Annotated in this window: 13 protein-coding genes; 6 read left to right on the top strand and 7 right to left on the bottom strand. The window is 50.1% G+C overall.

Going from position 1 to position 13,851, the window contains the following annotated elements:
* Positions 1 to 180 precede the first annotated feature (180 nt).
* Complete coding sequence (gene yhjD, locus E1B03_RS25075; protein ID WP_103769504.1) at positions 181 to 1,206, bottom strand: inner membrane protein YhjD; 1,026 nt, start codon at positions 1,204 to 1,206, stop codon at positions 181 to 183.
* 47 nt (positions 1,207 to 1,253) lie between these two features.
* Positions 1,254 to 2,153 (bottom strand): LysR family transcriptional regulator, encoded by a 900-nt coding sequence (locus E1B03_RS25070; protein ID WP_103769505.1) that lies wholly within the window; start codon positions 2,151 to 2,153, stop codon positions 1,254 to 1,256.
* Between the two features lie 119 nt (positions 2,154 to 2,272).
* Here E1B03_RS25070 and E1B03_RS25065 point away from each other — a divergent pair, with 119 nt between their 5' ends.
* On the top strand, positions 2,273 to 3,031 hold the full coding sequence (locus E1B03_RS25065; RefSeq protein ID WP_103769506.1) for an SDR family NAD(P)-dependent oxidoreductase: 759 nt from the start codon (positions 2,273 to 2,275) through the stop codon (positions 3,029 to 3,031).
* A 16-nt stretch (positions 3,032 to 3,047) separates the two neighbouring features.
* Here E1B03_RS25065 and E1B03_RS25060 read toward each other — a convergent pair whose 3' ends face one another.
* A complete protein-coding gene (locus E1B03_RS25060) occupies positions 3,048 to 3,512 on the bottom strand; it encodes a hypothetical protein (RefSeq protein WP_103769507.1) in 465 nt (154 codons plus the stop codon).
* Positions 3,499 to 4,293 carry a winged helix-turn-helix domain-containing protein gene (locus E1B03_RS25055; RefSeq protein ID WP_133087103.1) on the bottom strand — a complete coding sequence of 265 codons (795 nt, stop codon included), beginning with the start codon at positions 4,291 to 4,293 and terminating at the stop codon, positions 3,499 to 3,501. Before E1B03_RS25055 ends, E1B03_RS25060 begins: the two co-directional genes overlap by 14 nt.
* 567 nt (positions 4,294 to 4,860) lie before the next feature.
* Between E1B03_RS25055 and E1B03_RS25050 the strand changes: the two genes are divergently transcribed.
* The 4 genes from E1B03_RS25050 (at position 4,861) to E1B03_RS25035 (ending at position 9,243) form a co-directional block, all read left to right on the top strand.
* Positions 4,861 to 5,301, top strand: a complete 441-nt coding sequence (locus E1B03_RS25050) for a winged helix-turn-helix domain-containing protein (RefSeq protein WP_133087102.1) — start codon at positions 4,861 to 4,863, stop codon at positions 5,299 to 5,301.
* Positions 5,302 to 5,439: 138 nt separating this feature from the next.
* Positions 5,440 to 7,377: a methyl-accepting chemotaxis protein gene (locus E1B03_RS25045; RefSeq protein WP_133087101.1), complete on the top strand. Its 1,938-nt coding sequence runs from the start codon at positions 5,440 to 5,442 to the stop codon at positions 7,375 to 7,377.
* Positions 7,378 to 7,428: 51 nt separating this feature from the next.
* Positions 7,429 to 8,277 carry an EAL domain-containing protein gene (locus tag E1B03_RS25040; protein ID WP_103769511.1) on the top strand — a complete coding sequence of 283 codons (849 nt, stop codon included), beginning with the start codon at positions 7,429 to 7,431 and terminating at the stop codon, positions 8,275 to 8,277.
* A gap of 363 nt (positions 8,278 to 8,640) precedes the next feature.
* Positions 8,641 to 9,243: a response regulator transcription factor gene (locus E1B03_RS25035; protein ID WP_103769512.1), complete on the top strand. Its 603-nt coding sequence runs from the start codon at positions 8,641 to 8,643 to the stop codon at positions 9,241 to 9,243.
* Positions 9,244 to 9,261: 18 nt separating this feature from the next.
* Here E1B03_RS25035 and E1B03_RS25030 read toward each other — a convergent pair whose 3' ends face one another.
* Together E1B03_RS25030 and E1B03_RS25025 are read right to left on the bottom strand one after the other, a co-directional pair.
* Positions 9,262 to 9,612: a glycoside hydrolase family protein gene (locus E1B03_RS25030; protein ID WP_133087100.1), complete on the bottom strand. Its 351-nt coding sequence runs from the start codon at positions 9,610 to 9,612 to the stop codon at positions 9,262 to 9,264.
* 86 nt (positions 9,613 to 9,698) lie between these two features.
* A complete protein-coding gene (locus tag E1B03_RS25025) occupies positions 9,699 to 10,238 on the bottom strand; it encodes a GNAT family N-acetyltransferase (RefSeq protein WP_133087099.1) in 540 nt (179 codons plus the stop codon).
* Positions 10,239 to 10,405: 167 nt separating this feature from the next.
* On the opposite strand from E1B03_RS25025, the gene E1B03_RS25020 reads away from it, so the two are divergent.
* A complete protein-coding gene (locus E1B03_RS25020) occupies positions 10,406 to 11,995 on the top strand; it encodes an STY4199 family HEPN domain-containing protein (RefSeq protein WP_133087098.1) in 1,590 nt (529 codons plus the stop codon).
* A gap of 10 nt (positions 11,996 to 12,005) precedes the next feature.
* Here E1B03_RS25020 and E1B03_RS25015 read toward each other — a convergent pair whose 3' ends face one another.
* Positions 12,006 to 13,655 (bottom strand): alpha,alpha-trehalase, encoded by a 1,650-nt coding sequence (locus E1B03_RS25015; RefSeq protein WP_103769516.1) that lies wholly within the window; start codon positions 13,653 to 13,655, stop codon positions 12,006 to 12,008.
* Positions 13,656 to 13,851: the final 196 nt, after the last annotated feature.

Genomic DNA, 13,851 nt, shown 5'->3' with positions numbered 1-13,851 from the left:
ATAAAACTGGTTTTGGGTTAAATAAAAGTTACAGGCTGGATTTATTCACTAAATCAGTGAGAGCGGGCGGCATTATAATTGCCGGATGGCGCTGCGCTTATCCGGCCTACAAAACTCACCCGTAGGCCGGATAAGACGCGTGCGTCGCCATCCGGCAATTCACAACTAATCCGGCGGTGGTTATTGCGTTTTCCCCGGCATACGCGGGTCGTCTTTGTATTCCGCTGTGGCGATCCAGGCAGCGCAAAACAGGGTCAGGCGGGCGAAGAAGTAGAAAAATGCCATCAGTCCAAGCACGGAACCAAATGCCGCGCCTGACGGTGATTGCACCAGCGACGGCAGAGTGTACGTCATGATCATTTTGATGACTTCAAATCCCAGCGCCGCAATAAACGTGCCGCGAATAAGCGCTTTCTTACGCGGTCGGTGGCGCGGTAGTCGCCAGAAAATCCAGAAGAACAACAAATAATTGGCGAAAATGGAGATGGTCAGGCCGATCAGGCGCCAGGCGGGTTTCAGCCATTCGATACCATCGAGATACAGCGCAGAGATAATCATCTGCTGGGCGGAACCGGCAATGGAGGTAATAGACAGGGTAATAATCAGCGCAATCAGCAAGCCAATCAGTGAGACAAAATCACGCAGATATTTGACCCAAATTTTTTCCTGGTCCTGTGGGGTACGCTCCCAAACATCCCGCGACTGGGCACGAATCGCTTCGCGCAGGTTTCCCATCCAGTTAATACCGGAATAGAGTGCGATGCCAAGCCCCACCAGACCGACGGTGGTACGTTGCTGAACGGCGGTATTGATCGTGTTTTTCAGCGTGGAAGCGAGCGTCGGATCGCTGACGTTGAGCAGAATTTTGCCGAAGATATCCTGTAACAGCGTAGGGTGCGAGGCGAGAATAAAACCCGCAGCGGCAAATGACACCATCAGAATAGGGATCATCGACAGAAACGAGAAGTAGGTAATGGCGGCGCCAAACTGATTTCCCATACGATCGTTAAAACGCTCTGCGGCGCGAATAAGATGGGCGATGATGGGCTGGCGTTGAATTTTTTCAGCCAGGGTCAGGGCGGTTTTCAACGCCTGGTTGGTCGAACCGTAGGTTTCTGTTTTTTTTCGCTCCAGGGTCTCAATTTTCGGGATCGGCGCGTGCTCAAGTTCCTGAATGGGGCGTTTAATCTCTTTTTCCTGCGTCATCAGGGCAGTAATCCTTTTTCTGTTCATTCTCAGGACAGTATAGCTTGTCAGTCCACGTAGTCTTTCATCACGCCGGTCAGCCATTCCATAAACAGATGTACCCGGCGGGAGAGGTTGCGGCGATGCGGATAGAGCAATGAAACCGGTAATGGCTCGGCGCGATATTGCGGCAATACTTCGACCAGCGTCCCGGCGCGCAGGGCATCACGCACGCCAACGCGCGGCACCTGAATAATGCCCAGACCGGCCAGACATGCCGCATGATACGTTTCGGTACTGTTCACCGTCAGCATGCCGCCGGTTTTAACCCATTGTGTGCCGTTGTCTGTCGCCACTTCGAAACCTTGCGCACGCGTTCCCAAATTGACCGCGTAGTGCACTACCGCATGCGAGGCTAAATCCTCCAGGCTTTCTGGATAACCAAAGCGGGCGAGGTATTGCGGGCTGGCGCAGTTGATTTGCGTGAGTTTTCCCAGCGGGCGCGCAATCAGCCCTGAATCTTTCAGCGTACCCACGCGTACTACACAGTCGAAACCTTCGCGGATCAGGTCCACCAGTCGGTCGCTACTGCTGAGCTCGAGTTCCAGTCCAGGATACTGATGCAAGAAGGTGGGTAAGCGGGGCATCACCAGATTCCTCGCGACGCCAACCGGCATATCAACGCGCAGCTTACCGCTGATGCTGGCCGGATCGTGATGAAATAGCCCATCCAGTTCATCCAGATTGCTCAACAGATCTTTCGCGCGTTCGTAGTAGATCATGCCGTCTTGCGTGAGCTGAACGCGGCGGGTAGTACGGTGCAACAACTGTGTGCCCAGGTGATTTTCCAGGGCCTGGATTTGGCGCGATACGCTACCTTTAGGAAGCCCGAGGGTGTCTGCCGCGCGCGAAAAGCTCTCCAGTTCTGCCACGCGGATGAACAACTGCATTGCGTGAATTTTATCCATTCCCATGCCCTATTGTTGTTCTAAATGAAACAGTAATGCGCAGTTAGCGGTATTTATTGTTTTTCTATCACCTAATAAGCTTTGTCTCAATCTTCGCAACACCTGAAATGAGGTTTCTTATGACGCAACGTATCGCATTGGTGACCGGCGGCGGCCGTGGACTCGGTAAAAACGCGGCGCTGAAGCTGGCGAGTAAAGGAATTGGTATTATCCTGACATGGAACAGCAATGAAAAAGAAGCGCAGCAGGTTGTGGATGAAATACGCCAATCTGGCGGTAAAGCTGCGGCATTATCGTTGAATGTCGGCGATATTTCGACCTTCCCACAATTTGTTAAACAGGTGCAGGAAACCCTACGGACGCACTGGCAAAGCGACACCTTTGATTATTTATTGAACAATGCCGGAATTGGCATTAACGCACCGTATCCGGCGTTCACCGAAGCGCAATTTGACCAGCTTTTAAACATCCATTTTAAAGGACCTTTTTTCCTGACGCAGAACCTGTTGCCGCTGATCAACTGCGGTGGGCGGATCCTTAATGTCTCGACCGGGCTGGCGCGCTTTGCGCTGCCGGGTTACAGCGCTTATGCTGCCATGAAAGGCGCGATGGAGGTGTTAACCCGTTATCAGGCAAAAGAGCTGGGAGAACGGGGCATTACGGCGAATATTATTGCGCCTGGCGCGATAGAGACGGATTTTAGCGGCGGAAATGTGCGGGATAACGCGCAATTGAATGCGTACATTGCATCGCAGACGGCGCTGGGGCGCGTTGGGTTACCGGACGATATTGGCGACGCCATTGCCGCGTTGCTGAGCGATGAACTGGCCTGGATGACGGCGCAGCGTATCGAAGTATCAGGTGGGATGTTCCTCTAACCCGCGCGTATCTTATTCAGCTTTGTGAACAATAGAAAACCGGCGCGCCACCATAGGTAAAAATATAGCTGGTGGCGTTTACCGGTATTATCTGGAATCTAATACCGCGATTGCGTTGCTGAAAGAAATCAGGGATAAACGTTCTGAAAAGTTCATTCTTCTTCGGGAGTGGGTTTGTTTCATCAGAAACCATGATCACTTCCCCATCCTCATGCCAGTACTTAAATGTTACTTTATTACTGACGGATTGAGGCTGAGCGCCATCTTCTTTATACTCCCCCACGGCTTCATAGTTTCCATTACCGTTATCAAGACTAAAATCCAGGATCATATCCAGAACCGAATTGTCATAAACAATAGCGGTATGTATTTCGCAGCTAAAATTCTCGCGCTGGTGTTGAATATAACCGGCGGCTAATAGCGGTGCAGCAATTGCCATGCTAATCAGCGACCAGATTAAAACCCCTTTATTCATTTTCATTGTATTGCTGCTTGTAATAAATGGAGCGGCAACGTGTGGCGCTCTCTTGTGGGTTATTGTCGCAAATCAACACCGTTACCCCACGCTGAGCATGGTTAAGCGTTAAATATGCTGTTTCACCTTCATGGCATCTGAACGTATAGCGGTCAGATAATGCCTCAAATGCGCTTTGGCTTTTGTCCCGGTCGTACCAGGAAGAGAAAACATTGCATCCGTTCAGTTGACCAACAGGGTGATAACGGGCAAAAACGGGTTCATCATATTTCCATGTCTGATAAAACATGCTGCAGGACAGAATAAACAGCAGGGCAGCTATCCAGTACGGCCAAAAACGCGTTGGTGATGTTGTTGCGACTTTTACAAATACTTCAGTTTGTTCAGTTGATGGTGCGATTAATACGGGGTCGGCAGATATTTTCTGCGGTTTGAGAAAATCGTCTCGTTCACCTGCTACAACCCGGGCGATGCACTTGAAACCTGCTTTGGGCAGCGTCTTTATCACATCGTCATCCAGACCGGCCGTTTTTAGCGCTTTGCGGATGGATGAGATCGTTTGGTAAAGCGCATTGGTTGTCACTACCGCTCCCTGTTTTTCCCATACGGCAGAGAAAAGATAACGCTGGGTAAGCACTTCGCCATTGTGATCAAGCAGTTGTGTCAGACACTCATTGACCGGGCCATGCAGGGTTAACGCCCGGTCCGGGTAGCTGGCTAATGGCCCAAGGCGGCGGAGTTCCGGTTCAAATATTATCGTTTCATTTATCAGAAACACTTTATTCATGACATGACCATTTGCTGCCAACAGGGGACCGGGAGTGACCACGACGTTTAACGGTTTGCGCGAAAAACTTCTGATTCAGATTTTTAAGTTTATAAATCAATTTATTATAGTTATATCTGGCAGTGAATTCCACGCGTCTTCCCCTCTGGTCGTGCACTATGATTCATTATAAATCAAAAAATATCACTGCTTCTGGTGGTCGATTGCTCTTATCGTAGCGTTAATGGGGAAAGGGAGCAGGCGATGCAGCGAGCCAGATGATTTAGTGTTTAATTCTTTAAAATAATAAAAATTCGACATTAAAAATTGAGTGTTCGATCGCTAATGTGGAAACAGAGAACATATGCTGAAAATTTCGCATATGAAGAATAATAAACCGTGAATTTTATTTATAACTTCTAATCTACCATAAACGAATGCTAAACGACCGGTTCCTTATAGTACATCGGGTTGTGGATTGGAAAGCATTCATAGCAGCCATATAATCCACTACATAAACGGTATGGATTATCTCAACGCTTATATGTAGAGGTGCATGTTCGTCTTCATTTAACGTGGGTATAAGATATGGGCTATCGTCTATATGGGTTTATGATCGGTGATGAAATTCATTTTGATATTTCTAATCGCCGGCTGTATCGGCTTACAGATAGCCATACCGAGAAAAGCATCGCTTTTGCGTCTATTTATTTTAATGAAACAATGTTAAGGCTTTTCCTGTATCTATTAATGAATGCCAGGAGCCAGCCAGTAACGAAAGAAGAATTATTCGAAAAGATCTGGGAGGCGCATAATCTAAGTCCCTCCACGCAAAGATTATGGCAGGTTCTGCACAATCTTAATAACAAACTTGGCCTGCTGGGGTTACCCAGGGATTTTATTCTTAATATAAGAGGGCGGGGTTATATCATCAATTATCCTGATGTCATCCCCGTTTATTATAGAGTGAGCGAACTCCCGACTCATGCCGTGAAAAAAAGGGAGAAGACAGATAACCTGAGTGAGTGATGTCAACCCAGGTATTTGCCCTGAGCACGCAGGTGCGAGGGGCTTTTTTTTATCGTCATTTTCTATGTTTATTTTATTTTCTATGAATGATCGCTAAATAGCATTGTTGTTCGGTATATATCGACTCTGGGATAATATATGGGCATAATTAACCGCTTTACCAATTTAAAAGTAAGTAAGAAATTATTTTTTGGATTTTCAATCGTCCTGCTCGTTACGCTTGCTATTCTGGTTTCGGGCTTGCTTGGTTTGGCTAATATCCAGGACAAAGTGCAAAAAAACGGATATACCACCGATCTGTTTAACGCGCTGTCCGAGGTCCGCCTGGGACGCACGAATTTTCAGTATACGCTGGACCAGAAATTCCTGGATCAAATCAATGCCGCCACCAGGCGCATGCAGGGTATTGCAGCTGATATGGACACGTTGTCCTGGTCCCTGGAAGGGAAAAAGGCGCTGGACGATACGGTAAATGCAGTCAATAGCTACGTTGCGAGCCTCGATCCGTTTACGAAAGCGCTTTCTGAAAAGAAAATCAGCGAACAGAAACTCAATACCCAGGGACTGTGCGACAACTCTGAGCTGGCCTCAAAGCTGAGTCGGAATGGCTCGCTGGATGCCCAACACGCGCTTGTTGCGGCCCAAATTGCATTTATTATGAGTGACATTGACTCACAGATGTCACTGTATAAACAGCATCCGACAGATGAGTTAATGAATGGGATCCGCAAACGTCTGGAGACGGCAAAGTCCGATACCGGGCAGCTGTTACCTATAGCTTCTGAAGAGCAAAAGGTCTGGTTGCAGTCCGGGCTAGAAGACATGCAGAACGTAGCGGCAGAGCTGGTCAATTATAAAAGCGTTTGGGAGCAACAGGCAGCACTCTCCGATACCTTGACTGCCAAAGCGATGACGTTGACCCAGGCGATCCAGACGTTATTTAGCATGCAGCAGAAAAAGGTCACCGATACGGTAGAGAGCGTGCAGCTGCAGATGGGCATCGTAGCCGTCATTGGTATCGCACTGGGCGTCCTGCTGGCAATGGGGATTACCTTATCTGTTACTCGTCCGCTGAACGAAACCCTGCGCGTGGCTGAGCTTATTGCCAAAGGCGATTTGACCAGCACGCTAACCAGTACGCGCCGTGATGAGCCTGGTCTGCTGATGCAGGCGGTTTCCACCATGAACAACAACCTGAAGAATATCATTCATGATGTTCGTGACGGTGTAGACAGTGTTGCGAGATCGTCTTCAGAAATTGCGGCGGGGAATATGGATTTATCGGCCCGCACTGAGCAACAGTCTGCCGCGGTGGTGGAAACTGCCGCCAGCATGGAAGAGCTTACCTCGACCGTCGCGCTGAACGCTGAAAATGCTAACCATGCGCGGCTACTGGCGGATGAAGCCTCCCAGAACGCGACGGAGGGAAGCATGATTTCGCTGAAGGTGATCGATACCATGAAGAGCGTGCGCGACAGTTCGCACCGTATTTCGGAAATCACCACCGTCATTAACAGCATTGCTTTCCAGACCAACATCCTGGCGCTCAATGCCGCGGTTGAAGCTGCCCGTGCTGGCGATCAGGGGAAAGGCTTTGCTGTGGTTGCGGCTGAAGTGCGTACCCTTGCCCAACGCAGCGCGCAGTCGGCGAAAGAAATTGAAAACCTGATCAATGAGTCTGTGGTGTATGTGGATAACGGTTTTCAACTGGTGGAGAGCGCGGGCGATGCGATGACCAAGATTGAGACTTCCGTGGCTCAGGTGCGCGACATCATGAATGAAATTGCCGCCGCGACCGACGAACAAAGCCGAGGGATTTCGCAGATTGCGCAAGCCATGGCTGAGATGGATACCACCACTCAACAAAACGCTGCTCTGGTTGAAGAGTCTTCGGCTGCGGCCAGTTCTTTGGAGGAGCAGGCCGTACAGCTGGAGAAAGTGGTATCGATCTTCCGTGTGTCGAACGATCAAAACGCATTCGCGCAAGACCGCCGGGTAAAAGGTGGGAACCCTGCCAGGGCGGCCACGGTGATGCGCCCTTCCTCTAACGACCATGACGACTGGGTCAAATTCTGATGATTGCCGTGCGGTTGTCCTGAACAGACTGCCGCACGCTTGAGACTCGTGATGATAACCACAACCCTGCATAACCCGACATTAATCTCTGGTGCCAATGACTTACTGGCCCGTTTTCTAACACATGCGCCGATAAAAACGTTGGATACAGCCATTGCTCAGCGCCAGTTCAGGCCGGTGTATCAACCTATTTTTGACAGCCAGTCGGGTAAAATAGCAGGCATTGAGGTGCTCGCCAGATGGACGCATCCCCGGTATGGCAACATTCCTCCTGACGTCTTTATTCCTCTGGCGGAAGATCACGGTCTTATCGCCTCGCTGACGCATCAACTCATCCAGGAAGTGATTGCCGATCTGCAGCATCAGCTCCCTCTTTTCACCGATGGTATTTACCTTAATCTGAATCTGAGCCCCGAAAATTGCCTCGATCCGCGCTTTGAATCGGATGTCGTGGCGCTCATGCAAAAGCTTGCCCCAGGACGTGTTCAACTGGTTATCGAAATTACCGAAAAACGCCCTCTGCACTTTACCCCTCAGCTAAGTGAGTGGTTTGCCTCATTGAGGAAATCCAATATCGCCGTGGCGTTAGATGATTTCGGGACGGGGTATTCGAATCTGTGTTACCTCCACGCGCTGGAACCGGAGTTTATTAAGATAGACAAATTGTTTGTGGGTCAGATTAGTGAGGGTGGCGACACCCGTATTGTCGATACGCTCATTGAACTGGCGAAAAAGATGAATCTGCGGGTGATTGCTGAAGGTGTTGAAACTCAGGTTCAGGCTGACTATCTGCGCCTAAAAAACTGTGATTTTTTACAAGGGTATTATTTTTGCAGACCTGTTTCGCTGGCTGACCTGATAAGAGTGATGCGATCGGCCGCAACTTTCGGTGTTGCTTGATATCGTCACGCCGTTTGGGGGTAAACAACAGGTAATGATCATTTAATGCGACATTTCGTTTTGTAACATATTTGTCTGTTACTGTGGTTTTCTTATTTTTAGCTAGTAATATAGACTTCAAGAAATTAATATTAATAATCCTTTTTAGCTCATCAAATATTAAGGATTTCCTTAGTTTTGGGCACCGCTTTTGTTCCTTTATGTGATCCTCATGTTTGAACTGTAACTATTCATAACTTCTGCTTCTTTATTCTCTGGTTATCGGTAAAATGGCCCCCGCCAAATGGTGACTTCTTATTTTACCCCATGGGTAATACCCTTCCGCGTGTTGAGGCTAATATCTTATTCAGACGGAGATAAATAATGCAGGTAATAATGTTTGACAGGCAGTCAATATTTATTCATGGAATGAATGTAAGTTTGCAAGAGCGTATTCCAGGAGTGGATGTTCAGGGTGTCAGTCAAGCAGATGACCTTTGGCTGAAGCTTGAAGACAATCCTGATGCGTTGGTAATGCTGGATGGCGATTTTGACGCTGAGTTCTGCCGTAGCTTGCTTCAACAGATAGCAGAGCGCTTTTCGACGGTAAAAGTGCTGGTGACAGCAACGGATTGCCGTAAAAAATGGCTGCAGGAGGTCACGCAATTAAACGTGCTGGCTATTGTTCCACGCGACTCTGATGCGGAAATCTTCACGCTGGCTCTTAATAGCGTCGCGATGGGAATGTTGTTTATACCCAGAGATTGCATGACGGCTACCGAGAGTAGTGGGCAAAATATACGGTCGCTGAGTGCGCGCCAGCGAGAGATTTTAACAATGCTTGCCGCTGGAGAATCTAATAAACAAATTGGTCGATTGTTAAATATCAGCACCGGAACGGTGAAAGCGCATCTTGAATCGCTGTATCAGCGCCTCGAGGTAAAAAACCGAACGCAGGCGGCAATGATGTTAAACGACGCCATTTAATGGACGACTATTTCACAGTCAGAGCGTTTCTGGCTGTGAAATAGCACCCGGCCACAATCCTGCGGTGCAAAACCGGGTTATTCCCACGCTGAGCATCCACGCCATCATCGCTTCCTGTTGAAACCTGTCTTTTATTTGCGGCATTTCCTTATGGATGAATCCCTCGCAGATATTCAGATCCGTGAGCAGTAAATTTTCTGCCTGCATTAGCGTTATTGGGGAATCAAAGGTTTCATCTGCGGTGATTTCATGCCCAAAACCAATAACCCATATTCCCTTTTTATCCTGATACTTTTCCAGCGAAAGACCCTGCCATTGCTTAATAAAGTTGATGCAGGCTGATGTGAAATGCGTGGAATGAAGCGGCATAATAACCTCTGTGCAAAGAGGATTATTTTAAGAAATGCATTCCGTTGCGCCAGTTGCCATACAGCCAGTTTTTTCTGCAAAACGCCTTATGGCGTTGGCGGCTGATACTCATGTTTTAACAGGCCAAAAATCCAGTCATTATGCCAGGTGTGATGCAACCAGTAGCTTTCACGCAGCGTGCCTTCGTGAAGAAATCCCACCTTTTCCAGTAGACGTCGTGAGGCTTCGTTTCCAGCGGTGACGCAGGCCGTCAGCCGACGAAGGCCGCCGTGGGTAAACGCGAAGTTGCAAACAGCGTGTAGAGATTCAGCACCATAACCTTTGCCCTGCGCTTCAGGGGCGAGCAGAAAGCCGACCTCGGCACATTCATTGTTTTCGTGAATATATCCAGTGACCCCCAGCGGTGCTCCTGATGCCTTATCGCACAGGACCAGGCACAGCCAGTGCGGGCTGCCGGGCGACCATTCTGGCAGGCGGGAGTCAAAGGCTGTCCTTATCTCCTCTTGTGTACGCGCGTCGGCGACAAAGCGCATCACATCTGAGTTCTGCTGCAGCGTTAAGAAGAATATCCAGTCATCATCTTGCAGCGGGCGACAGATGAGACGCGAGGTATGCAGTACAGGCACAGGCTTATCTCCAGAATAATTTTCAATGATTGTGTGGAAGTCACTGTAAAACATATTTATTTGCTATATGAATGTGTTTTAATCTACATCGGCACGGCGCTGCATCTAAAAAAGATAACTACACACCATTGTGAGGCCGCATTTTATGGGTCCTTTTAGGGAAGATAATGACCATTAGCGCGTTACAAGCGACATGTACACCATTCGAACATTGTTTGGGGATAATCCGCCAGGCTTCGGTAGAAATTTTGCTGATGCTCGGCGTACACGTAGCAGAAGGTAAAGATCCGCGCTGGTTTCTTGAGCAGCTTGATCAGGCGCGACTGAATCTGGGCGGCTGGGGAGTTGTCGCCAGACGATTGCAAATGAATGATGCGCAATTGAGCCAGTTCACTCTGCGGCTACGCCATCTTCAGCAGAGCGTTCCCCAATATGAAAATGGTCAGGATGTCAGTGAAAATCAACTGATTTCCGCGCTGCGCTTTGTCGCCTCTCTGGAGCAATTGCGCCAGCAACAGCCCATCCTGAAGTATCAAACCGAGATTGCACCTGTGGAGCCGGATGCGCAGATGCGCGCTCAGCGTCAACTCCGCGCAATAGAATTAACCCTCAAATCCCTGATCGCACGGGTATGGCCCGATCAGCATCCTCTCAACGGCTTCCTGAAACAGCACTTTGGTGGTGAACGCTTGCGTCGCTGGCTAAAGTTGGCGGAAGGGCATGATGCGCTGGACGGCATGATGTTTGGCGAACTGGCGTTGATGGTCGTCGATAAGAAATTATTCGTCCGGCATTTTAGCGAGGTTTTTAACGATACTTCGGTGCTGATGTCGTTTGTGGAGCCACGCATCACGCTGCGGATGTTCCTGGATGACTGCCGCCTTGCCCGTAACTGCGTTATCGCACAACAACCTTTAACCTCTGTACAACTGCTGTTGCTTAATTGTCAGTATCGGCAGATTACACACTCTGTGCAGCGAGCATTTGAAGAACAGCGTACGCGCATTAATCCTGCGTCGTATCTGGAGTCTGATGAGGCGATGGTTCGCCAGTTTTGGTTAACCGCAAAGCAAAAAGACGAGCTGGCGGGCGGTGATAGGCAGGAAATCGCAGACAGTATCGATCCGCCGGAGAAGCGAGCCAAGCGCACGGCGGAGGAACGGGAACAGCTGATTTCCGGCATGTTGTGGGTTGCGGTCGGCGTGATGGTGCTGGTGATCTCGCTGGGTGCGTTCTGGTTATTCACTTCTTCTGCGCCGCAGGCGTCTTCAGGCCAATCGGTTGAAATCGTACAGGAGGAACCACGGCGTGATGCGCCCAGCGCGCGGGAGGCGGTAACGCGGATGGGTATTACCTGGGATGCCTTTAACATGCGCTCGGCAATCGATCGCAACGACATCCGCGTAACGTCGCTGTTCCTGCAGGGTGGAATGGACTGGAAGTTAGCGTGGACGGAGCAGGCGTTTTCGGCGGGCAATACCGAGGTGTTGAGGTTGCTGCTGCGTTATCCTTCGCAGATGAGTGAGAGCAAACCATGCCGACAGTTTATGACTACGCTCAGCCATGCAATGTCGAATGGGGCGTCCCTAACTTCACTACATAAAAGTTATCTGCAAAGTTTTTGTTCGGTTCCGGCGGTCGTCGCGCGTCAGCAGTATGACCTTGAACAGGCCGAGCTGCGCGTTCGCGCCCAGCCAAGTCCGGAGAACAAAAAATGGCAGAAAATTCACGCCGAGCTGTACGATGCGATTAACTGACCGTCAGCCGCTAGGGTTCGCCATACAGACCGATGAGCCGGCGTACCACGCCATTAGTCCAGCCAAAGCCGTCCTGCAGCGGATACTCCCCGCCGCCGCCTTCGCGCGGGGCGGCATCGGCTATGTGGTATTTTTCGATAAGCTTGTGGTGTTCCTGATAAAAGAGATTCACCGTTTTCAACCAGTTACGGGCAATTTCATCCCCGAGATGGTCGTCGCCGTACAGTTTGAATCCCTGGATCGCCATCCACTGCAGCGGCGCCCAGCCGTTGGGTTTATCCCACTGCTCACCGGTTTCATGCTCCGTGGCTAAAATCCCGCCGGGAGTGAGTAGACGACTGCGTACCGCATTGGCAAGTCGGTCGGCTTGTTCATGCGTTGCCATGCCGACATACAGCGGCACAATACTGGCGGCAGAGAACAGAGCCATTTGCTCGCGTCGCCAGTCGTAATCACGGTAGCAGCCGTTTTCATCGTCCCAGAGATAGCGGTTCACCGCATCGCGGCGGTCACTGGCTTTCTGGCGAAACAGCGCTTCCGTTTCTTTGTCGCCTTTCAGCGCGGAAATATTGGCGATTGTGCTTTCCAGCTTGTAGAGGAACGCGTTCAGGTCAATCGGGATGAACTGAGTGGTGCGTATGCTGGCAAGGCGGCCCGCGTCGCGTAGCCAGCGCGAGGAGTAATCCCAACCGGAGGCCGCGCCCGCGCGCAAATCCCGATACACTTCATTGGGTGGGCGACCCGAATGCTTGGCGGTTTCAACGTCTTCAAGCCATGACTCATCGCGCGGCGTATCACGATCGTCCCAATAGCGGTTGAGTAGAGAGCCGTCAGACATTCTGATCACGTGACGGTAGGCCTGGTTGAGCACCAGGGAGTCCGCGCCATCCATCCAGAACGCGTACTCCATTTTTAGATGATCAAGGTAACGACGCGCGCCGCGTACGCCATCTTCTTCAAACAGTTCCACCATCAGCGCAAAGACCGGTGGCTGCGAGCGACTCAGGTAGTAAGTACGGTTACCGTTCGGGATGTGGCCATAGTTTTCAATCATCCAGGCAAAGTTATCCGCCATACATTTCAGCAGATCTTCGCGACCGCTCTCGGCCAGGCCCAGCATAGTGAAGTAGGAATCCCAGTAGTAGGTTTCGCTAAAACGTCCGCCGGGCACAATGTATGACTGCGGCAACGCCAGCAGCGAGGACCAGGGGATGTGATCCTGTGGTTCGCGCGTCAGTACCGGCCACAGTTGATCGATATGCTCTTTCAGCGAATTTGCCGGGTCAGAAACGTATTCGCTGGAGGGGGTTTCCGGGAGCCAGAAATGGTTCTCGACGAAGCGTCGTAGATCAAAGTCGCGGTGGCGTTTAACCTTGCGATAGCGGATCAAAATATCCAGCGGGTCCATTTTGGGCGCACAGTCGGGGAAGGTTTTGCTATCAGCAAACAGTTTTGACGACTGAACGTGTTCGAACAGCTCGAGGTAACGATCGGCGGGGGTTAACGCATCTGAGGCGGGTAACCCTTCAATCATCTCCGGTTCAGGCTCTGCCTCAATCATTTCATCCAGCTTTAACTCGCACGGATCCATTTCATAAAGCAGATCGATGTCGATCGTCATTTCTTCAGAAGGGGCGTGGGGTAGTTTCTGGTTGAGCATAATGAGAAAGACCTCCGATGGACGTTAAAAGATTAAGGCTATTGCCCGCTCGTCAGTTAAGCGTAGACATTCGCTTCGGTGTCTGGTGAGTAAAGCGTGCGGTTGATCACGTTTTAGTGCTGGGCAGTATTTCGAAAATAAGACTATCCCAATGAAAATAATGAATAATTCATAATTCTGTGCGATCTGAAAATAT

This window comes from Citrobacter arsenatis, from assembly GCF_004353845.1.
Lineage (GTDB): Bacteria > Pseudomonadota > Gammaproteobacteria > Enterobacterales > Enterobacteriaceae > Citrobacter > Citrobacter arsenatis.
This window is presented reverse-complemented; position numbering and strand designations above follow the sequence as displayed.